Origin of the sequence: Klebsiella sp. K5-45 (genome assembly GCF_030128605.1) — a bacterium.
In the GTDB taxonomy this organism is placed as follows: Bacteria; Pseudomonadota; Gammaproteobacteria; order Enterobacterales; family Enterobacteriaceae; genus Klebsiella; species Klebsiella quasipneumoniae.
The window spans coordinates 166,898-187,557 of the sequence record NZ_JAKUZW010000008.1; the positions used below are offsets into that span (position 1 = coordinate 166,898).

General features: G+C 60.1%; 15 protein-coding genes. All 15 read right to left on the reverse strand.

Features of this window, described 5'->3' with window-relative positions:
* Window positions 1-47 precede the first annotated feature (47 nt).
* A complete protein-coding gene (gene tssJ, locus MKS11_RS18100; protein WP_049092187.1) occupies window positions 48-590 on the reverse strand; it encodes a type VI secretion system lipoprotein TssJ in 543 nt (180 codons plus the stop codon).
* Window positions 568-1,653 carry a type VI secretion system baseplate subunit TssG gene (gene tssG, locus MKS11_RS18105; RefSeq protein ID WP_049092188.1) on the reverse strand — a complete coding sequence of 362 codons (1,086 nt, stop codon included), beginning with the start codon at window positions 1,651-1,653 and terminating at the stop codon, window positions 568-570. Before tssG ends, tssJ begins: the two co-directional genes overlap by 23 nt.
* Window positions 1,617-3,371, reverse strand: a complete 1,755-nt coding sequence (gene tssF / locus MKS11_RS18110) for a type VI secretion system baseplate subunit TssF (protein WP_049092189.1) — start codon at window positions 3,369-3,371, stop codon at window positions 1,617-1,619. Before tssF ends, tssG begins: the two co-directional genes overlap by 37 nt.
* 79 nt (window positions 3,372-3,450) lie before the next feature.
* Entirely contained in the window at window positions 3,451-5,043 is a 1,593-nt protein-coding gene (tssA, locus tag MKS11_RS18115; protein ID WP_284109641.1) for a type VI secretion system protein TssA, read from the reverse strand.
* Window positions 5,040-8,480, reverse strand: a complete 3,441-nt coding sequence (locus tag MKS11_RS18120) for an ImcF-related family protein (protein ID WP_049092191.1) — start codon at window positions 8,478-8,480, stop codon at window positions 5,040-5,042. The genes tssA and MKS11_RS18120 overlap by 4 nt, the downstream gene beginning before the upstream one ends.
* Entirely contained in the window at window positions 8,464-9,603 is a 1,140-nt protein-coding gene (locus MKS11_RS18125; RefSeq protein WP_049092192.1) for a hypothetical protein, read from the reverse strand. Before MKS11_RS18125 ends, MKS11_RS18120 begins: the two co-directional genes overlap by 17 nt.
* Complete coding sequence (locus MKS11_RS18130) at window positions 9,600-9,857, reverse strand: PAAR domain-containing protein (protein WP_002902252.1); 258 nt, start codon at window positions 9,855-9,857, stop codon at window positions 9,600-9,602. Before MKS11_RS18130 ends, MKS11_RS18125 begins: the two co-directional genes overlap by 4 nt.
* A gap of 20 nt (window positions 9,858-9,877) precedes the next feature.
* Window positions 9,878-12,319 (reverse strand): DUF2235 domain-containing protein, encoded by a 2,442-nt coding sequence (locus tag MKS11_RS18135; RefSeq protein ID WP_284109642.1) that lies wholly within the window; start codon window positions 12,317-12,319, stop codon window positions 9,878-9,880.
* Window positions 12,307-12,837, reverse strand: a complete 531-nt coding sequence (gene tli1, locus MKS11_RS18140) for a T6SS immunity phospholipase A1-binding lipoprotein Tli1-KP (RefSeq protein ID WP_046664084.1) — start codon at window positions 12,835-12,837, stop codon at window positions 12,307-12,309. Before tli1 (MKS11_RS18140) ends, MKS11_RS18135 begins: the two co-directional genes overlap by 13 nt.
* Before the next feature lie 67 nt (window positions 12,838-12,904).
* Entirely contained in the window at window positions 12,905-13,435 is a 531-nt protein-coding gene (gene tli1 / locus MKS11_RS18145) for a T6SS immunity phospholipase A1-binding lipoprotein Tli1-KP (protein WP_023287563.1), read from the reverse strand.
* A 68-nt stretch (window positions 13,436-13,503) separates the two neighbouring features.
* Window positions 13,504-14,034 (reverse strand): T6SS immunity phospholipase A1-binding lipoprotein Tli1-KP, encoded by a 531-nt coding sequence (gene tli1 / locus MKS11_RS18150; RefSeq protein WP_087771541.1) that lies wholly within the window; start codon window positions 14,032-14,034, stop codon window positions 13,504-13,506.
* A gap of 63 nt (window positions 14,035-14,097) precedes the next feature.
* A complete protein-coding gene (locus MKS11_RS18155) occupies window positions 14,098-14,877 on the reverse strand; it encodes a DUF4123 domain-containing protein (protein ID WP_049092462.1) in 780 nt (259 codons plus the stop codon).
* The gene (locus MKS11_RS18160) at window positions 14,878-17,247 is read right to left on the reverse strand and encodes a type VI secretion system Vgr family protein (protein ID WP_165474118.1); all 2,370 of its coding nucleotides are present in this window, start codon (window positions 17,245-17,247) and stop codon (window positions 14,878-14,880) included. It lies immediately after the preceding gene.
* 1 nt (window position 17,248) lies between these two features.
* Complete coding sequence (tssH, locus tag MKS11_RS18165) at window positions 17,249-19,903, reverse strand: type VI secretion system ATPase TssH (RefSeq protein WP_101865545.1); 2,655 nt, start codon at window positions 19,901-19,903, stop codon at window positions 17,249-17,251.
* A 265-nt stretch (window positions 19,904-20,168) separates the two neighbouring features.
* Window positions 20,169-20,660: a type VI secretion system effector Hcp gene (hcp, locus tag MKS11_RS18170; RefSeq protein ID WP_087771538.1), complete on the reverse strand. Its 492-nt coding sequence runs from the start codon at window positions 20,658-20,660 to the stop codon at window positions 20,169-20,171.

Genomic DNA, 20,660 nt, shown 5'->3' on the forward strand with positions numbered 1-20,660 from the left:
CGGGCCAACCGTCGCGATCGCCCCGCCGCAGAAGTTTGTTTTCGCCGTTACTTCGCCGCTTCAGACCTGAGCCGTAGCTGATTGTTTTCGGCGGTAAAAATGCGCGGTTTGTCCGGATCCAATTCCTCGCGCGCCAGCACCTGCTTCCAGGTATTTCTGTCGGTGTCCGGATGGCGGAACAGGCCGACAACCGCCACAAACGTCGCCGCCGTTTCCAGCGGCATATTCAGACTGGCATCCCCTCCGGGGCTGATCACCAGATCGCGACTGGCGAGGAGATCCGCGGCGAGCAGAATATCCCCCTCCTCCAGCAGCTGCTGGTAAACCAGCCGGTCGAAAGTCTGGCGATCTTTGAGCTGATAGATGCGCACCACCACCGGTTCGGAAAGCGAGTGATTCTCTCTGGCATCGGTATTGAGCGCTTCGCGGGCGGTAAAATCCAGATGCAGGGTATTAATTTGCTTATAAAAAACGGCGTTGAAGGCAGATTTTGTTCCCTCCGAGACGCGCTGGGTGAGTCCGCATCCGCTCAGGCAAAGCGCAAGCAGGGGCAGCAGGCAGGCGGTTTTAGTCAAACTTATACGTAACACGTCGGTTTCCTTGAGAAGAGGTGGCAGGCTGCAGGCCGGTATAGGTGCCCAGTTCGGTGGTAAAGGTCTGAGGGATATCATCCTGGCTCTCGCCCTCTCCAGCGCCCAGCACGCCGTTCATACCAAGCCAGAAAGGCTCGTCCCCCAGCGGCGGGACAGCCAGCAGTCGGGTCGGCGCGGTCAGGGTGATGTTGGCCCGGAATCGCCAGCCCAGATACACCCGCAGCAGGATGAGGAAGTCCCGAAACAGCGGGCCATCAGGCTTCCAGCCCTGCGCCTCCTCGGGATTGTCGGTGGTCAGGGCGACGAGGAGCTGGCTGCTGGCATCCATCGCTTCGTCACCCAGCGGCGTATTGCCGTCCAGTAAGAAGTCGTCATCGCCGTAAAAACCCAGCGGCTGGCTGACCGCCACCGGACGCAGGCAGTACGGGCTCACCCTGACGGTGGTCTCCGGAGCCAGCAGCGTGACCAGCGCCTGGATCCCCTGCTGAGTTTTGCCCGGCTGACGCAGCACGCCAGTCAGCGCCAGAAAGCGCGACGCCGGCGAGGCGATATGCCGCGTCGTGCCGGGGATGCCCAGCCCCGCCAGGCCCAGCAGCGACTGCGAAAGATGATCGGTGCCGCCGGGCTCAAAGGTGGCGGGCCAGCAGTATTTTCGCCAGATGCGGTAAAACTGCGTCATGATCCGGTGGTTGAAGATATCCAGTAAGCCCTGCAGCGCGTCATGCCCTTCCCTGCGCTGGGCGATATCATCGAGCCAGGCCGTCGGGAGCGGCGAATCGACACCGTACAAGCCCATAAAGGTGGTGCGAATGACCGGCGGCCCGCTGTTATCGGCCTCATCGTATTCCACGGCTCTGAGTTCGCTGGCCGGGAATCCCATCCCCGGATGCGGGTAAAAACGCACCGGATCGTCAGCCGGATGGCTGGTCGCCCCCATCAGCGGTTGGCCGGGACGCCGCTTTTCCAGAAGCTGGCAGCAGCGGTAAAAATTGATCCGCGGCAGGTCGGCCTCCAGCCGTGGGGTCAGCCGGGAATGCGGCGGCTGTGCTTCTCTTCCCATTCCAGTCGTTCTCCGGTTGGTTGCAAAATGAAAATCAGGCGGTTGAACAAGTAGATGTCGGTGTAGAGCGCAAAGAAGCGGCTAAGCATCTCGCCAAACAGGCATATGTCGCCTCGTCCGGCAAAGCCGTGACTGTCGAGGGTGACTTCAATCTGCACGCCGCGCAGCAGATGGCCCTGTGCAAAGCGCTCTGTCGCGCGGTGCTTCACGTCGAGGATGGCTTCCAGACGCCGACGATTCATCTCGCTGTCGGTCCATTCATACAGCGCCAGGGTGCCGCGCAGGACCTCCGCGTTGTCCATCAGGGAAAGAAAACTGCTGCCCAGATGGCTCAGCACCCGCCAGTGAAACCGATCCTGGGCAGGGGGATAGCACGGCAGCGTCGGCGCGCAGAGGTTACGCACCGCGACGCTGGCCGAGGTGGTTTTCATCACCGTATCGAGCACGGTGCTCTGCAGCGCGCGACGCGGCAGCTGGCCGTTGGTTCCGGTGAGGGTCAGCGACAGGCTTTCATCTTCCGGTACGCTATGCTTGTCAAAGGCTTCCCCGCCGACGATAAGCCAGGTGTTATGCAACCCGGAGGGGCCACGGCGCACCCGGGTATGATAGTAATATTCAGGAGCGTCATGGCGCATCATGCCGCCTTTGTGGCGAAAGCTTGAGAACGGCGCATAAACCTGCTGGCTCGAGGAGATCACGGAATCGACGGTGTAAATTTCGGTGTGGCCGTCCTGCACGCGCATCGGGCGCAGCAGGTATTCTGTCTGCAGGGAATTGATGGTTAGCGGATCGGACTCCAGCGGGAACAGGTTAATCGCCGGCACGCAGTGCAGGCGCAGCTGCTTTTCGCTGAAGCGGAAGTCATGTTCCCAGCGTTCCGCCAGTACGACGTCGATCTCAAACCACGCCATCCCGGCCGGAAAAGCCACCGTCTCCAGTCCGCGTAGATCGATGAACATGAACTTTTCGCGGAAGGTAAAATACTCCAGCAGCAGCTGGTAGCCGCGAAAACTGCGGCCATCTTCAGGCCAGAGGCCATCATCCTCGCCAAATCCCAGCGCGCTGAAATACCCGTTCAGCGGCCTTCTGTCCTCCTCACCGGGTACACGCAGCCACATCCTGGCCACATTGAGGGTAAAGGCCTCGTGCATGGCGCAGGCCAGCGGCGCATCGGCGTTGAAATAGAGCGGGATATGGCAGAGATTGACCCGGCGCCAGTCCGTCAGGCTGCTGCAGTTAAAGCGCAGCGTGATCACCGACCGGCCATCCGTATCGGTGGTGAGCTGAGCGCGCTCAAGGGATAACGGCTGCAGAGCGATCGCTTTGGTGGTGGTGTACCGGCAGCGCGTGCCCTTTTCACCGATCGGCCGGGAAAGCACTTCAAAGCCTTTGGCCATCGTCATCGGCTCTTTCATTTCCTGCCAGTCGGGGGTGAATTCCACGACCGACATCGAGGGAATGGTACGTAAATAATGGGGCCACAGCAGACTGACCACGCCTTCGGTCAGCTCAGGCAGATCGTCATCGAGCTTCTGGCGCATGCGGCCCATCAGGAAGGCAAAACCTTCAAACAGGCGCTCGACAAAGGGGTCGCGGGCGCCCGCTTTGTCGAGATTGAGCATCGCCGCCTGCTCAGGATGAGCGCGGGCAAAGGCTTCACCCGCTTCCAGCAGGTAGCGCATTTCAGCGTCGTAATAACGCAGGGTTAAATCGTCCATAAATCACCAGAATGAGTAATAGCTTTCAGAGATGCAGAGAACAGCAAGAGCAGGGAGTGCAATGTGAATGATGCATGAATTATGCGCACAGCACCGCGGCGCGAGCGGGATCCAGAGCGATGAGCCCGGCAAGCAATGACTCCATTTCTGGCAGCAAGCGATTTTTTTCTGCCTCACTGCGCCCGGCCTTGCCTCTGAGCAGCCGGAGTCGGCGGGCTTTGACCTCAAAGATAAGCTCCGGCTTCCATTGTTCGAGCGTCATTTCCCGGGCGCGGCTGTCGAGTTCCGCCAGCAGATGCAGCGCCATTTCATTTTTTCCGTACTGCTCGCTGACCCGCGCCATCAGTAAGCGCATCAGCCACCGATTGCGGCTGGTGGTATAGCCCGGCTGCGCCTGTAACCAGTTCAGCGCCGACTCAATGCCTTCATCGTCCGCGCGGGTGAGCACTTCTGGCTCCAGCGACAGCACCTCATCAGCGCTGGTCGCCGCCATTACCGGCTCATCTTGCCATCGGGCCATCTCTTCCAGGACGCACTCGTTAAGCCAGTTGAGCGTCACTTCATCGGCGAATGGCGTACCATCGTTAAATGCCAGGGTTTCCAGCCCCGGCAGACGAGCCAGTAGCCCTTTCATATCCCGGCACAGGATATCGGCCCGTACACTGTCAGTATCCAGTTTCAGCAGCGCCTGCCAGGCGTACCACTGCACGTCGAGCCACAGATGATTGACGCCTTGCGCCAACAGCGTGTCCGTATACTCCAGCAGTTCCGACCAGCTTTTCTGTAAATACAACCGCTTAAGATGGGCTTTACTCTCAGGCTTTGGAGGCAACAGCCGGGTCCGGCCGGAGGCATCCAGCGGCGGTAACTCCGTTAAGGTATCCCAACGCACACTCTTCATCAGATGATGACCTGCCAGCCATCCGCCGGGACACTCGCGCAGATATTTCGCCAGCACCTTAGCCTGATCGAGCAAATCACGACCTGACGTGACGGTATGCATTACCGGAGCGGTGTCTGCATGTTGGGGCAGCAGATCGTGTTCTTCGCGGCTGGTCTGCGGCACCAGGCTGCGGGCTCCGCCGCTTTGCACCAGGCGGTTCTCCAGTATCTGATATAGCCCGGAAAGATCGGGGCGGGATGCCTCAGCCAAGCCGGCAAAAGAGGCTTCCGTCAGCAATAATGCCCCGATAATGACCTGCATAGTGGTCATGTCGACTTCCGGGTAAAGAGACAGGCTGTCCGACATCCGGCGACTGCCAAGCCATTCCAGCGCCGATTTACAGCTACGTTCACGCTGGGGATGGAGCATAGCCCCAAACCGCTCAAGCATTGCCGCCAGCAGCGTAACGCCTTCCGCCAGACCGCTCTCGCCATCCCGCTGCAGACGCGCCCATACGTAAAAGGTGATCACGCGCAGATCCTTGCAGGTCTGAGTCAGCAGTTTTTCTGCCAGCTGGCAAATCAGTTCGGTATCGACACCGGAGATCTTATTGACCTCCTCGCGAATACGCTGAAAATCATCGTCATAGCCCGGATCGCTCCCGGTGGGCTGGCTATCACTGATTGGCGCAAGCCATGACTGCCAATGCGCCTGGCGTGACCGGGCCTGCTGGCGCAGTACGCTTTCATTCAACTGACTGGCGGCAACCAGATTTTGTAAAATGCTCATAATTCCATCTCATCCATGTCACTATTCCCTACCCCCGTCGTCAGTGCCTGTGCGCTCTCAGCCGCATCGACAGTGAAAATCTGATCCGGCAGGGTCAATCCGCGCAGCGCCAGAAGCGCCAGCGGGCCGCTCCCAAGCTGGGAGCGCAATACCCACTGGAGGGTGCGCCCATCCGGGGCGGTGAAGCTCATCATCCACTGACTGCGTTCGAGCTGCTGGCGTTTACCCTGCTCCAGCCAGCGAATAAAACCCCAGGTACCGCTGTAGTCACCGAACAGGCGCGTGCCCGCATTGACGGTGGTCCAGGTCAGCAGAGTGCCGGGTTTATACGTCTCCCCCGGCCAGCGGAAAGTCTGCCAGTCGGTCATCTGATTGAAATAGCGCAATTTTTGGCCGTCTATCGTCAGCTGCGTCTCCACAACCTCCGGGGCAGGCCTGGCCTGTAACTCAAAGCTGATCCCCTGGCTGCCGTCGGTGAAAAGAATGTCGGACAGCTGGCTTAGCTGGTTGATGGCGCGCAGAAAGGCCGGATTAAAGACCAGGCCGTGACTGTTGACCTTATCCGGCACCCATTGACTGCCTTCTTTATGCAGGACACCGTTCAGCTCCGTCGTGAGAAAACGTTCGATCCGCCCGCTGTCCTTGCGCACAAACTCAGCCAGCATCGGCAGGGAGGCGTCGCTTTTGCTGGCGGCAAACGGAAAGCGTCCGTCAAAGGCGGTGTGCCAGTTGGCGACTACCGATCGGCGCCATTTATCATTCAGACTGGCCGCTGACGGCAGAAGCACGGTTTCCCAGGCCTGAGTCAGCGGCTGCACAAACAGAGTGTTACCGAAGCCACTCCACTCTTCGCCAAGGCTTGCCGAAATCAGGCTGCCATATTGTTGCGTGTCGGTCAGGTCGACGCTTTTCCCCTGGAAGACAGTCTGCGCCAGGGTCTGCATCATCTCCAGCGGATCGGAGGCATTCGCAACCTGCTGCAGACGCAGGCGCACGCGGGTGATCCGGGTCAGATAGGTTTGCAGGCTCAGGGTGCTATCGGCCGACATGACGTTGCTGCCCGTATTTTTCCCCATCAGCTGGAGCAGTGGGCCGAACGTGTCATCCAGAGGCCCCTGCGGGCCGGCTGCCGACTGGTCGATGACCGGCTTGTCTTTCCCGCCCACCAGATCTTTGGCCGATTTAATAAGGCTGTCCGACAGCCCCTCCCTTTGTTGCCCCACCTGCCCCTGCCAGGCAAGAGTATTCATCAGGGCAATCAGCGGCGACTGGCGGACATCGCTTATCAGCGTGAGCTGGTCGGTAACATCGGCGATATTGGTCGCCGGATTAAGTCGCAGACTGTTGAGAAAATTCAGCCAGCTGCCGGCGAAATCGGTGAAGTAGCGTCGGGTCAGACGCGCTTTCAGCGCCTCCGGCGACAGGTCTGTCGACATCGTTTTGCGCGAATCGCTCAGCACCCAGTCGATTTCCTCCCGGCGCGAGCTGGCTGCCTTATCAATGGCCTGCTGAATGCCGCCTTCCCATGCCTGGCGGGTAAACATCCCCGGGACCACTTCATCGGTGGTAAACAGGCGGCGCGCATCGGTGCCACTGGTCATCTCTTCCAGCGACACATCGGCAAAATTACGACGCACGGATTTGAGCATGTTCTCATATAAGGTGCTTTCGGCATTGCGGCGACCTATCTGCTGCAACAGAACCTGACGGCTCTGACTGACCCGTTGCGCATCTGGAGTTATCTTCCATTCAGGCCGTTCGGGTAGCCGGGTGAGATAAAAAGCCCACAAATCCGGCGCCAGACTTTGCCACAGACCGGTCGAGATCCCCGTTCGCGTCGGCTGGACCGCTTTCATGGTCTGCGCGAAAAAGGCGCCATCGGCTTTATCCGGACGAGCCATCATCAGCCAGGCTTTCAGCTGGTCATAACCCGGTTTCGCCAGCTGGGCTCGCTGGTCGCTGTTGGGGGCGGAGTTGACCAGCGCGCTGAGCACCTGCCGCAGCGCGACATTGGCCGGGTCACGGATCAGGCGGTTGTTTGCCGCGCCGTACCAGGGCAGCATCGCGTCGAGCAACTGATGGTTATGATCCAGACCAAAGCGCTGATACCAGGGCGTGCCCTCCTCAGTATTATGCAGCAGGCGACCGGCGTCGTTTCGCAGGTTATGGAGTGCCGTGAGCTGGTAATCCGATACGGAAGGATGCTCCACCAGGGCATGAGCCTGCTCGGCAACAGAGACTATCTGCATGCGGTTTATCGCAAACGACAGCAGTATTCCCGCCCCCCAGATACCAATGATGACCATCAGCGACCAGGCAAGCGTCTGCTCCCAAGCCATACTGACACGGCGGCCACGCACGCGGCTGCAGTCCTCAACAATCCCCTGCCAGGTTGCCGGCAGGGTCAGCGCATGACGATGTGCCCCCGGGATATACTGTTCAGCGTCGGCTGTGCCCTCAGGCGAAGTCGTGGGTTTATTCTCAGGCAGGCTGAACATCAGGCCACGCAGCGGAACGCGCTGTTGAGAAACAGAGAGCCACGGCACCAGTTGCTGAGCCCAGCGGGCGATTCCGCCGTCTTTGAGATGCTGGCCCAGCCGCAGCAGGAAATCGTGGCTGTTATTTTCCGCGACCTGACTCATCCCCTGCGCCCGCAGGGCCGGCAGCATCCGCTCCAGCTGGCCGGTAATATCGTCAGGCTTAGCACGCAGCGGGAAAGTGGCACCAACCGTCTGTTCAGTGCGTTTTGCCTGCGACCACTCACTGTCGCCCAGTTTCCACAGCCAGACCGGGGCGGCATAGCCCAGCAGTTCGCTGATTTTTTCCAGCCCGCGCAGGTCGTTTTCGCTTATCTGCGGCGTCAGGGTGAGAGACGACGGTATCACCCGCACAATACCGTCCAGAGGACGGCCACGGCGCAGCTTGCGCAGCGCGGCGTATTGCTGGTTATCGGGTTCGGAGAGCAGACTGCCGCCGTAAATCAGAACGGTACGCAGGCCCTCCAGCCAGCGCTGCTGTCCCAGGCCTGGCACCAGTTGTTCGATTGCCGCCTCGTCCCCGGTAACCAGCAGCAGGCGGACTTTGTGCCGCCAAAGAAGGCTGTAACGTGCGTGAAGGTGCTTTTTCAGCGGGGCATAAAGGGCTTCGCGCCCGGCGGGCCTGGTGGGTTGCCGCACAGGCGCTACTGAAGGCTTAACCTTATCTTTTATCAGCAGTCGAAAGGCCATAAACCCCAGTACCAGCAGGCTGAGCGCCATCCCCCAGATAATAAAGCCCGTGGCGATAAGCGGGCGCAGCGTTTCCCACTGCGTGGCACGATCCATCGCCCATAGCCACCATGCCAACCCGCCCAGGAGCACCAGAAGCGTGACCGCAGCAATACAGACGATAACCGTATCCGCCACAGAGATAGCGGCAGGTTTATTGACGTTGTCCATCAGGTTTTACAATTCCAATTGCGAGGGTATTCAAGGGATCGCGGGCTATCCAGCCACACGGTTGTTGGTAGTGCGCGGCATAGATCGCCGCCAGCGACAGAACGGTCAAGCCTTCCATCTCGCCGATGTCTCCCCAACAGGCATCCTGGCGATACAGGTTGATATCCCAACCGCTGTGCGCCAGCGCTTCCAGTCCCGGCTGAAAAAACAGCGCACAGGCTTCCGGGGGGCCGCTCAGTTCGTTCTGCTCCAGCACACGAGCGGCTACAGCAGTCAGGGCCTCCCCTTTTTCTGCGCAATGGGTTTCCCCCCTGGTCAGGTGCACCGGACCGCCCCGTCCGGCGAGCCACAGTACCGCAGACTCTCCGGCGGGTTTCACCGCCCCCGGCTGGGCGACAACCACCTGACATCCGGCGATAAGCACAGTGTCATCGGGGGCAGCTTCCGCCAGAGTGTGTGCTATCTCCGCGAGGCTGGCCTCCCCACGCCAGGCATGCGGGCGTGAGGGTAGTGTCATCTGCGCAACAGTGAGGGTCATCTGTGCACGAAACGCCTGCCAGGCGAGCTCCGTTCCCTGCCAGTAGCAACGCAGCGGCGGCGTAAGCGTTCTTTCACTGCGCTGTCGTTGCCATTCCATCACCAGTAGTTCCGCCAGCCGTTTTTCGCGGGCGATAGCCTCAGAAACTGAAAGGTATGGCGCTCGCAGCGCCCTGCCGCCGCCCTCGTTCTCTTCCTCTGGCGGACGCTGGTGACGGCTTAGCACCCGCAGCCAGTCAGTGGTCGTTTTGCCCATGGGTCCCAGTAACAGACCTTCCTGTAACCCGATCGGCTGCCGATGCTCCGCCCACCATTGCTGTTGTTCGTATGCCACCAGTTGGTCATAAAACCTGGCGTTATGCACGCTCATGCGGTAGTACAGCAGCCGGATCAACCAGCCGGTACCTGACAGCACCAGAGCCAACAGGATCCCGGTGGCGGCCAGGGCGCTTTTTCCTTCTGACGAGGGAAGTAAAGCGCTGACCCCGCCGCTAAGCAGGACCAACAGGGCCGAAGCCGCTAGCCACCTGGCCGTACCAGGGGGTCGCGCGTCTATGTACGGGGGATACTCCGGTACCGGCCTCACTGATCAACCCCGCAGTCTGGGTTAGAGCTGACCAGCGTGCAGCCGCAGGCGCAGCGATGACCGTGCAGCGCAACCGGCTGGCCATCAATCGTGGTTCGTGCGCTGCCTTCAGCAATGGTCGTCATACCGTGTTTGTTACACTTGACCGGGTCGCCCTTGCAGGCGAACCCCAGACCAAAACACTGATAATGCCCCATCAGCACCCTGCCCCCATACTCCCGCAGGGTATCGCCTTTGCGAATAACTTTATTCATCGGATCCTCCTTGTCCGCGTTCAGACCGTTGTCGTCAGAACGTCCTCCAGCCAGCTGGCCGGCAGCGCGGCCTGCCCCCGCGCCAGCTGCTGTTCCGCTTTCCGCGCCTTTTGCTGTGCGACAACGGTTCCCGGCTCGTGGGTAAATGCCCGCAGCTGAGCCCCTCCGGGCAGCTCCGGCAGCGCTTCCCCGGTTATCTGGTCCAGCACCGCCACCTCCAGCGAGCGCACGGCGCCTGTCGCAGCCAGCCCGGCCAGCTTGCCGGTCAGGCGCTTTTGCCGGAAACTGAGCACGACACCCGCGGTCACGGTCGCAAAACCCACCAGGTCTCCGGCGAGCACCAGCGGCGAGAGCGGTTTACTGCAGCGCTCGCTGAAGTAAATCATCCGGTAGCGGAAGTAGCCGGTCCACATCTCGCGCGTGCCGAGCACGGCATACATAAACCAGGCACGTGAGTCATGCACCTGATCATCAAACAGCGCCCTCACCAGCCCGGCAGGCTGCTCCGCGTTGCTGGCCTCCCCGGCATCGGGAAAGAGGACGGCCACCCGGGCTTCTCCGTCACGCTTCATGCGCCGGTATTCCTGCGCTTCATCATCGGTATTGAGAACGAAAATCACCGGCTGCAGCACGGTATCCAGCACCAGCTGCGCCAGGTTATCCGGAATACGGTAACCGTCGTGGTAGTCCTTACCGAACTCCTTCGCCGCGTCGAACAGCTGGGTTTGATCCATCTTTGGGTCAAAATCCTTCACGCCCGGCTGCAGAACCAGCTCGTCCATCCTGTCAGGAGGCTGGTTTGCTATCTGGTTCTGGCGAGCCCTGAGCACCGCCGCCTGTTTTTCATCACGAACCTCTTCTGCCGCCTTACGCGCGGCAGGCAGCGCGTCGGTATTCTTGGCGCGCTGATAGAAGGGCGTTTTCAGCATCGAGCCTCTGGCATAGCGGTCGATGCGCCAGGCGGTGATCCAGGCCATCTGCTCAGCAATGACGGTTTCCAGACTGCCGCCGGCGGCAGGTGGTTCGTAGTGAGAGGCTGCTTCGGGATCGAACGCTTTCGGCGTGGTTTGGCCCAGGGTAAGTTCGCGCCAGGCGTTGAAGCGGTTGATAAGTTCAGGTGAAACAGCAAACTCCAATTGCATTGTTGGATCCATAGCCCTCCAGTTAGCATTTTTCAAATTTTCTGGGAGCGATGGTTCTGGAACCTTTAATGGAGCACCTGCTTGAAATGCATTGGCATACATGTCATGAAGCGAGATCTGCGATAACAAAAATCGATCAAATTCATCGTTGCCTTTTCCTTGATCCCCCGGCGGATACCCTCCCCCGATATCCGAATGCATCCCCGGGTAAACCACCTCTCTGGCACAGGGCGGGTATTTGCCGTTTGCCCGCCGCACCGAGTCCAGCGGAAAGCAGAGACGCTGCTCATGCCCGGAGACCAGGTGAACACATTTTTTTATCAGCCCGCCATAGGTTTCATCATCCGGCAGCTCCATCGTGCCGTCTGCCCAGGACATATGCCCGTCGGCAACCGGCACCACATGCGCCACCCCGACGGAGGCCACCGTATCCAGCAGCCCGAGAAACTCCACGCTAACGGGCAGCTGCATCCCGCCTGTCTGCAGGCACTGCGGCGGTTTTTCACCTTCCGCCGCCGGCGGGGGCAGCAGTTCGCTCAGCCAGCGCACAAAGGTGCGCGCCGCTGCCGCACCGCGGGAAAAACCATAGACATACAGCTTGATGCCTGTCAGTTTCGGCTTGCCCGGCTCAGGCTGAATCAGCATCGGCATCAGTTTCGGGGCAAGACCATTCAGCAAGCGAGTGAACTCTTCATAACGGTTATGGCTGCCGCCAAACCACAGCCGGTTCCAGCTGGTGCTCATTTCTTTCAGTGAACGACGACTCTCTGTGGTGGTCAGCCATTTTTCGGTGGCACTAAACATCAGCACATCGATTATCCGCAGCAGCGCCCAGTTAATCCGATCCTCCCCCTTAACTGCCCCCACCAGACCCATGGTGGAATAGTCCGGGTCATTCACTTCCGGGAACGGGGTTCCCACGCCGGGCATATAGAATTTAAAATATTTCCCGTCCCCCCCGCCGTCATCATCAAACAGCTTGCTCTGATCGTCAGACGGCACCCCGCCAGCCGTACCCGTTCCAATAGTTGCCCGAAACAGCCGGGCGATATTAGTCGGATGTTTCGGCTTCGCGATAAAAAAGTCATGATTTAAGTTATTGCCGGTACCATCGAAAAACAGACTGATATGCAGCGTCTTGCAGCACGGCGGCTCCACGCGCCGTCCCGCAGCCAGGCACAGTTCCTGATGATAGCGCCGCTCGTCGCTGTTCTGCTGATGGCAGTTCTGCCCAACCTGCAGCGCCCGGCCCGGCAGACGTCCCTGCGGCGGAAACGGCGGCGGGACCCAGGCGGCATGGGTTTCGGTTATTTCGGACATACAGCGGGCTCCTTCATCCTGACGGGCTCTTTTATCGGATAGTTCGCATTTCTCGGTGACCAGCAGCTGGTGGTCACTTTCACGTCATCGCAGGGCAAAAAGTGAACCGTAATGCCGCACACATCCTGGCCGTTATAGTCGGGTAGCGGGACGGTTTTGCTGTGCTGACGGTTCTGAGCTTTAATATTCCTTGCCCACTCTAAAAACTTCTTCTCATCTTCATATCCCGGGAAACCCGCAGATGAACCCACCCCGGTTTCCCAGTCAACGCGCACCGTCATACCCGGCGTCCAGCGGGCGGGAACGCTGAAGCAGCAGCCGCCACCGCCGCCCTGAAACGGGCCTATAATGTCGATCCCCGACTGGCCATTGACACTGAAGTGGTTGATCGCCCATTTGGTGTGGTTGATGGCTTTTATTGTGCCGCCACCGCCGCCTCCGGCCTGTGCGGCAGGCTGTGCGCAGCCGGTTAACAGCAGCAGACCCGCCAGCAGCGGGCTGATTAATGCAGATTTCATCGGACTCTCCCTGTCGGTTTGAGGATGATTAAGTGAAGGTGATGCCAGCCTGAATAAACGGGGCGTGCTACTTCGGACAGACGGCGGGCTCCTTCATCCTGACGGGCTCTTTTATCGGATAGTTCACATTTCTCGGTGACCAGCAGCTGGTAGTCACCTTCACGTCATCGCAGGGTAAAAAGTGCACCGTAATGCCGCACACATCCTGGCCGTTATAGTCAGGCAGCGGAACGGTTTTGCTGTGCTGACGGTTCTGAGCCTTCATTTTCTTAACCCAGGCAAGGTACTTTTCATCATTACCAAAGCCAGGGGAACCTTCTGTATCACCCACCCCGGTTTCCCAGTCAACGCGCACCGTCATACCCGGCGTCCAGCGGGCGGGCACGCTGAAGCAGCAGCCGCCACCGCCGCCCTGGAACGGGCCTATAATGTCGATGCCCGACTGGCCATTGATACTGAAGTGGTTAATTGCCCATTTTGTGTGGTTGATGGCTTTTATTGTTCCGCCACCGCCGCCTCCGGCCTGTGCGGCAGGCTGTGCGCAGCCGGTTAACAGCAGCAGACCCGCCAGCAGCGGGCTGATTAATGCAGATTTCATCGGACTCTCCCTGTCGGTTTGAGGGTGATTAAGTGAGGGTGATGCCATCCTGAGTAAACGAAGGCGAGCTACTTCGGACAGACGGCCGGCTCCTTCATCCTGACGGGCTCTTTTATCGGATAGTTCGCATTTCTCGGTGACCAGCAGCTGGTGGTCACCTTCACGTCATCGCAGGGTAAAAAGTGCACCGTAATGCCGCACACATCCTGGCCGTTATAGTCGGGCAGCGGGACGTTTTTACTGTGCTGCCGATTCTGAGAGCTCATTTTTTTCTCCCAGGCTTTATATTTTTCGTAATCAGCAAATCCAGGAAAACCTTCAGTCGATGCCTCACCACTTTCCCAGTCAACGCGCACCGCCATACCCGGCGTCCAGCGGGCGGGCACGCTGAAGCAGCAGCCGCCCCCGCCCCCCTGGAACGGGCCTATTGAATCGATGCCCGACTGGCCATTGACACTGAAGTGGTTAATTGCCCATTTGGTGTGGTTGATGGCTTTTATTGTGCCGCCACCGCCGCCTCCGGCCTGTGCGGCAGGCTGTGCGCAGCCGGTTAACAGCAGCAGACCCGCCAGCAGCGGGCTGATTAATGCAGATTTCATCGGACTCTCCCTGTCGGGTTGAGGGTTATGAAGAGAGGGGTGTACTCAGCCAGATCAGGCTTTTCATTCTGAAGGTCTCTCACTGGTTTTTACGTCGGCAAGCCACTTCTTCATTACCCAGTCTTCACGGGCGTCATCCAGAAGAATACCCTGGCGTGTCGCCTCCACCATGCCCTGATAACAGGCCGAAAACAGCGACTGTCTTGAATCAATCATGCCCGCAGGCGGAGCACAGTGCGACAACATGACGATGACATCGCTGATACACATCAGATGCTCAAGCTGGCGATCGCTGAGTTCTATTTTTGGCGCCTTTTCATCGCGTTCCGGTGGGAGACCACTGCCCTTGATGCCTTTCGCCTGGCCATCAAGATCCTGCCACGCCCAGAACAGGGCCGGACGCATCAATGGCTCTTGCTGCTCGTCACTGAGAATGTGCGTAAACAACAGCGGAAATACCCGGGTATCGTAAAAGCGTAAAATTCCGCTGCGCCCTTCCTGCAGAATATCCATACACTGCGTGAGCCAGTTCGCCAGCGCCGAAAAGGGCCAGTATGTGCAGAACAGGAGCAGCGGCGCCTGGATGGCAAGTTGCTGGCTGATATCCTGTAACCAGCGCATTTGCTCATGATCATCAAGCGTAAAGCGCGCCACCAGCGGAGCATCATCGACAATAAATGCTTCCGGAAGTCCATGAAAAAGCGACCGCCACTCAACTGACAGGGAATTCAGCGCCGGAATAACGGAAAAATCCACCCCCGCCTGATCGATAATGACATGCAGATAATCCGTTCCGAAATCCCGACAGGTTCCGGCGACCTCCTCAATCCATTGTCTGGTCATCTATGCCTCCCGCGGTACGAAGCCCTGCGCCAGCGCCTGGGCTTTTTTAAGGCACTCTTTACACACCGATGCCGGTAGCTCAGGCAAGGGAAACGCCTCGCTGACCGGCCCCTGCAAATCATGCTGCCCCTTAAGGCTAATCACCCCCGGTCCGTGGATCTGTACCTCTCCCTGCGGGGTAAGACGGATATATGCGCCGCCGCAACCCAGGGTGATGCCATTTTTAGCCGTCAACTGCAGATGCCCCTGGGTTGACTGGACGGTGATATCTTTTAGCGCGGTCAGCGACAGAATATCGCCGTGCGACTCTACTTCCAGCGGACCTTTGGCGGAGACCAGCCGCATTCCTTCCTGTTGCGCCAGCAGTGAAATAGCCTGGCTGGCATTCAGTGAACAGCGCTGTGCCGTGGTGATGTTGACCTCCCCCAGGCTCTGCAGATACAGCCCGTTACCGCTGTGCAATAGGGTCGTTTCCGGCGTGACTGCGGCAATCCCCATCGGCGCCAACATCAGCAATGTCGGCTGTTTAAGCTCGCTGGTGCCTGCGGTCAGTGCGCTTAATGGGCCGGTGTCTGGGACAACATTGTGATGGGTTTGCGTAATACTTCCCCATTCCGTGACCTGATTCACCGCACCTTTTAGCAAACTGACCGCCGACTCCATCGCCAGCACCTGCCCCTGGGCCTGCGCCTGTCCGTCCGCGCTGATAAAAATGCCTTTCTGTGCCCGGATAGCTCCCCAACTGTCGGTTCTCAGCTCAAAGCCTTCGCCGCGCTGCTGCTTTTCAGCATCCACGAGATGGCCGAGGTTCAGCTGGCTCTTGCCGCCGTACTCCGTCGACACCTTGATATGCTCTTTCCCGCGCTCATCGTCGAGGCGGATTTTGTTGTTGGCCGGGGTGCGCAGGACGTTACGTTTGTCATTGCGGATGGTGACGTGGTCGCCGTGCGCCGAGTCGTGCAGCACGCCCGCGATATACGGCCGGTCAGGGTTACCATCCTCAAAGCCAATCGCCACCTCCGTCCCCGCCAGCAGCGGCAGGTGCAGGCCGTAAGTGTCTCCGGCATACGGCCGCGACTGGCGGACCCACAGGCTCTCGAACCCGGTTTCCCAGCGCGCCCGGTCAAACAGCATATTCACCCGGTAGCGCCCGTGTTTGTCGACATGCCCGTAGGTGTCGTTTTCCCGGGTGCTGGTCACGCGGGCCGGCAGCGTCCCGGCCATCACCGGACGCGCGCCGGGCTCAGGCCGGTAGCCGACGTCCGGGCTGTCCGGTATGCCGGCAAACTCCACCGTAAAGTCGGCATCGCGCCGGGCGTGACTGCGCATCGCCGTGACGAGCACGCCATCAGCAAACTCCCCGGCCACCTCCTCTCCGCCGGTGACCTTCAGCACCTGTCCCGGGCAGAGCGTCGGGCAGCTGGTGGTGGCCTGCGTCCGGGTCTGGCCGTTCAGATAACGCTCATGACGAAGCCGGGCGTAAAACGCCCCGGACTCCGGCGCCGGATGCCGGTCATGGACATTCCCGGCGGTCAGGTAGTTATCTCCCCAGTGGTAAGCCTCACCAAAGGTAGTCGTCTCCCCGCGGGTGACATCCACCTGCGCGTTCATGTCAGCCGTCGCCTCGCGGTAGTTATAGTCGCGGGTACTGACCTGCTGCTCCACGACGCGGTGGCGGCATGCCATCCCCCACACCGCCTCCACCCCGGCCGACTGCTGCCCGGACGGCGGGACCGAAGGCAACGTCAGTCCCTTCTCATAGCCCTGCTGACTGTCGCAGAACTCAGCGACGTCGATGTGCAGCCGCGTGTCGGCGGTAAAGCGAAACCAGATCCCCACCTCACCCAGCAGCCGGGTGATAAAGCGCAGGTCATCCTCGCCGTACTGCATCACCTGCTCGCGGCGCGGATAGTTTTTTGTCAGTGAGAACAGAAAATCCTGACCGCGCAGGCCGTGGCGCTCGCGGAGGATTTTTTCCACAATCTGCGGAACGGACTGGTCCTGGTAAATGGCGTTCTGGTGCGAGCGGTTAAGCAGCGCCAGGCGCGGCTGGAGGGTCAGCGCGTAGTGCGTTTCATCCCTGGAGGTACTGAGCCGTTCAAACTCCGTCACCACGCCCTGGATCACCCGCACGGGTTGCTGAACATTGATGCCGAAGCCCTGTGCCACCGGCGCCTGCAGCGTCAGGGAGGCTGCCTTCATCAGCATCATCTCTTTGCTGATGGCATGGTCTGCGCTGGTGAATTCGATACGATAGCGGAACGGCTGGCTCAGGGCTTCATCGCCTTCAAACGCCAGCACATCAAGCCCGGCTTCACATCCCTTCACCGAAAGCAGGTGGTGGTTATGGCTGAACAACAACGATTTCACGCTACTCATCGGCGATTGCCCCCTCGTCAAACGCCATCACGACGCCTTCCTCTTCGTGATACCCCAGCGTTACCTGGCGCGGTTTCTGCCCCGCCGCCATATGGCTCAATAGCTGCTGACTCAGCGCCGGCAGGATCTGCTGATTCAGCAGACTGTCGACGTTGCGGGCGCCGGTGTCCGGCAGCAGGCAGGCCTCGGTCAGCGCGTCGAACAGGCTCTCGCTGAGGGTAGTGGTTATTCCGTAATGGCAAGCCAGACGCTGACTCACCTGCCCGAGCTTCATCCCGACAATAGCGCGCAGCGCTGCCGCCGGCAGCGGACGGTAAATTACCGTCTGGAAGCGGGCCAGCAGCGCCGGCTGGAAGTGGCCGCGCAGCACCGGGTGCAGCAGCTCGTGCAGGTCTGATTCGCTGGCCTCCGGCTGTTCATCCAGCAACTGCATCAGGAGGTCGCTACCGAGGTTGGCGGTCATCAGGATCACGGTGTTGCGAAAGTCGATTTCACGCCCCTCGCCGTCGCGCATCACCCCCCGGTCGAAGACCTGATAGAACAGGTTCATCACATCGCGATGGGCCTTCTCCACCTCATCGAGCAGCACCACGCTGTAGGGGCGTTTGCGCACCGCCTCGGTCAGGATCCCGCCCTGGCCGTAGCCGACGTAGCCCGGCGGAGAACCCTTCAGCTGGCTGACGGTGTGCGGCTCCTGGTACTCGGAGAGATTGATGGTGATCAGCGCTTTCTCGCCGCCGAACAGCGCATCGGCCAGGGCGAGCGCCGTTTCCGTTTTGCCGGTGCCGCTCGGCCCGACCAGCAGGAACACCCCCTGAGGACCGTTCTCCGGCGTCAGGCCGGTTTTCGCGGCGCGCAGGCGCCGGGCAATAGCGCTCAGTGCCGCCTCCTGACCAACCACCCGTTTGCCGAGACTCTCTTCCAGGCTCAGCAGCTCCGTCTGCTCATCTTTCATCAGCGAGGAGAGCGGCACGCCGGTCCAGTCGGCAATCACCGTCGCCACGGTGCGGACGTCGACGTCCAACCCGAGCAGCGGATTGCCCTGCTGGACGGCAGTAAGCGCTGTTTGCAGCTCGTTGATTTCCGCCTGGCGGGAGATATCGCGACGACAGGCCCGCAGCGCCTCCGTCAGCTGCAGCTCCTGACCATACTGAGTTTCAAGGGTATCCAGCGCCAGAATAAGGCGGATCTCCTCCTGCTCAATGGCCGCCAGCCGTTCGCCGTGGGCGCTGTTGCCCAGCGCCATATCCTCCAGCAGCGCCTGCTTCTCCATCGCCAGCGCGGTGAGCTGCGCCTTCATGCGGGTCAGCGGCTCAGGCACGGTATCAAGACTCATGCGCAGGCGGGCGGAAGCGGTGTCGAGTAAATCCACCGCTTTGTCCGGCAGCTGGCGGCCGGTGAGGTAGCGTCGTGACAACGTCACGGCGGCGCGCACCGCATCATCTGTGATATGCACCCCGTGGTGGTGGGCATAGCGGGGCTTCAGGCCGCGCAGCATCAGGCAGGCGGTGTCGTCGTCCGGCTCATCCACCTTGACCATCTGAAAGCGGCGCTCCAGCGCGGCATCGCGCTCGAAGTACTGCTTGTATTCACTCCAGGTGGTGGCGGCGATGGTCCGCAGTTCGCCCCGGGCCAGCGCCGGCTTCAGCAGGTTGGCGGCATCCGCCCCGCCGGCCTGATTGCCCGCGCCGATGATCGTGTGCGCCTCGTCGATAAACAGCAGCACCGGCGAAGGCGACTGCTGCACCGCCTCAATGATATTTTTCAGCCGCTGCTCAAACTCGCCTTTGACCCCGGCACCTGCCTGCAGCAATCCGAGGTCGAGGGTGCGCACCAACACCGGCTTCAGCGCGTCGGGGACGTTGCCTTCGGCTATGCGCAGCGCCAGGCCTTCCACCAGGGCGGTCTTGCCCACGCCCGGCTCACCGACGAGGATCGGGTTGTTTTTACGACGACGGGAGAGAATATCCACCATCTGGCGGATTTCCGTGTCGCGTCCGAACACCGGGTCAATCTGGCCGTCTCTGGCTTTGGCGGTGACGTCGAGAGTAAATTTGTCGAGGACATTCTGCAGCGCCGGGTTGGGCCCATCCGCGTTTAGTACGCCATTCGCAGGACGCCCCACAAACTGTACGTCCCCGCCATGACGCTGCGCCAGCGCCGCCTCCTGCTGCGCATCCGGACGTTCGTCGGACTGGGCATCCAGCAAGGGGCGCAGGCGTTCCAGCTGACTCTGGCCCAGCGTTAACAGCGGCCACAGGCCATCGCACTGGATCAGATTCTGTTTTTCAACCAGCGCCATCAACAGGTGAACACTGCGGATCTGCGCTTCGCCGCTGAGCGAGGCAATCAGCCAGGCCTCCTGCATCAGCCCCAGGGTATGGTCAGAGAGCTGGGGACGATGACGTACCGAGCGCGGCTGTTTATCCAGCCAGCCCAGCAGATCCTGCCATAGCGCATCCAGATCCCATTCGTAGCGCCGCGCCAGCACCGTCAGATCGCCTTCCCCCTGTTCCAGCAGCTTGAGCAGCCAGTGTTCGGGCAGGATCTCGGCATGCGCCCGGGACTGGCACAGCGAAGCCGCCCCCTCCATCGCGCGGGCACAGCAGGGATTAAGACGGCGTAACAGGCTGGCTGGATTTTCCATGAGATCCTCTCTTTATTGATTCCGGACACGCTACCGCCCGTCGCTGTTCCCGAACAGGAACCCCAAGCGCACAAGGTCAGGCAGACAGATTGTGTTTTTCTTTGCTGAGAACCCGTATCTCAGGCGCTCAGCAAAAAACGGCGGGCAGAGAAACGCTGCCCGCATCAGGCGATGGCCCTCATTCCTCCCCGGTCGCATAGATAACGATGCGACCGGGGTGAGTGAACGCCGCCAGCGCACCTCCGGTGCGAAGAATGACGGGCAATTACGCGGTGGCGCGTTCGTTCCAGCTATCGGAATGAATGATGTTGCCGTCTTTATAGGTCCAGGTGATCTTCTCGTAGCGCAGCTCAATCTGTTCCAGATGGTTGTGCTTCTCGTAGGCGGGGTCTTTGATGTCGTGCATCAGGGGATTCACTTTCACCACCTTGACGTTTTCAAGCGTGGTGTTGAAATACTCCACTTCCTGGCCAGCATCGTTGATTCGGTACCACTTAAACTCGGCGGATTTCAGGGTCTGACCGGTGGTTACCGCCTTGTACAGGTAGGGGCTGGAGGAGTCGATCTCCTTGGTGAACAGGAACGGCGTATGGATCCGCGTGCCAGTCAGTTTGCCGGTGTTGTTATCGGTCGGGATGTACAGGTTATGCTCCTGGGCCACCACTTCGATACTGCCTTCACGATCCTGAACGTCGACAGACCCTTTAATGTCCGCGCCGCCATCGTCTTTCAGCCAAAGATAAACAGGAATTGCCAT

Coding starts and splice junctions, on each gene's coding strand:
- tssG (WP_049092188.1), bottom strand. CDS start 1,653: ATGGGAAGAGAAGCACAGCCGCCGCATTCCCGGCTGACCCCACGGCTG.
- tssF (WP_049092189.1), bottom strand. CDS start 3,371: ATGGACGATTTAACCCTGCGTTATTACGACGCTGAAATGCGCTACCTG.
- tssA (WP_284109641.1), bottom strand. CDS start 5,043: ATGAGCATTTTACAAAATCTGGTTGCCGCCAGTCAGTTGAATGAAAGC.
- MKS11_RS18120 (WP_049092191.1), bottom strand. CDS start 8,480: ATGGACAACGTCAATAAACCTGCCGCTATCTCTGTGGCGGATACGGTT.
- MKS11_RS18130 (WP_002902252.1), bottom strand. CDS start 9,857: ATGAATAAAGTTATTCGCAAAGGCGATACCCTGCGGGAGTATGGGGGC.
- MKS11_RS18135 (WP_284109642.1), bottom strand. CDS start 12,319: ATGTCCGAAATAACCGAAACCCATGCCGCCTGGGTCCCGCCGCCGTTT.
- tli1 (WP_046664084.1), bottom strand. CDS start 12,837: ATGAAATCTGCATTAATCAGCCCGCTGCTGGCGGGTCTGCTGCTGTTA.
- tli1 (WP_023287563.1), bottom strand. CDS start 13,435: ATGAAATCTGCATTAATCAGCCCGCTGCTGGCGGGTCTGCTGCTGTTA.
- tli1 (WP_087771541.1), bottom strand. CDS start 14,034: ATGAAATCTGCATTAATCAGCCCGCTGCTGGCGGGTCTGCTGCTGTTA.
- MKS11_RS18155 (WP_049092462.1), bottom strand. CDS start 14,877: ATGACCAGACAATGGATTGAGGAGGTCGCCGGAACCTGTCGGGATTTC.
- tssH (WP_101865545.1), bottom strand. CDS start 19,903: ATGGAAAATCCAGCCAGCCTGTTACGCCGTCTTAATCCCTGCTGTGCC.
- hcp (WP_087771538.1), bottom strand. CDS start 20,660: ATGGCAATTCCTGTTTATCTTTGGCTGAAAGACGATGGCGGCGCGGAC.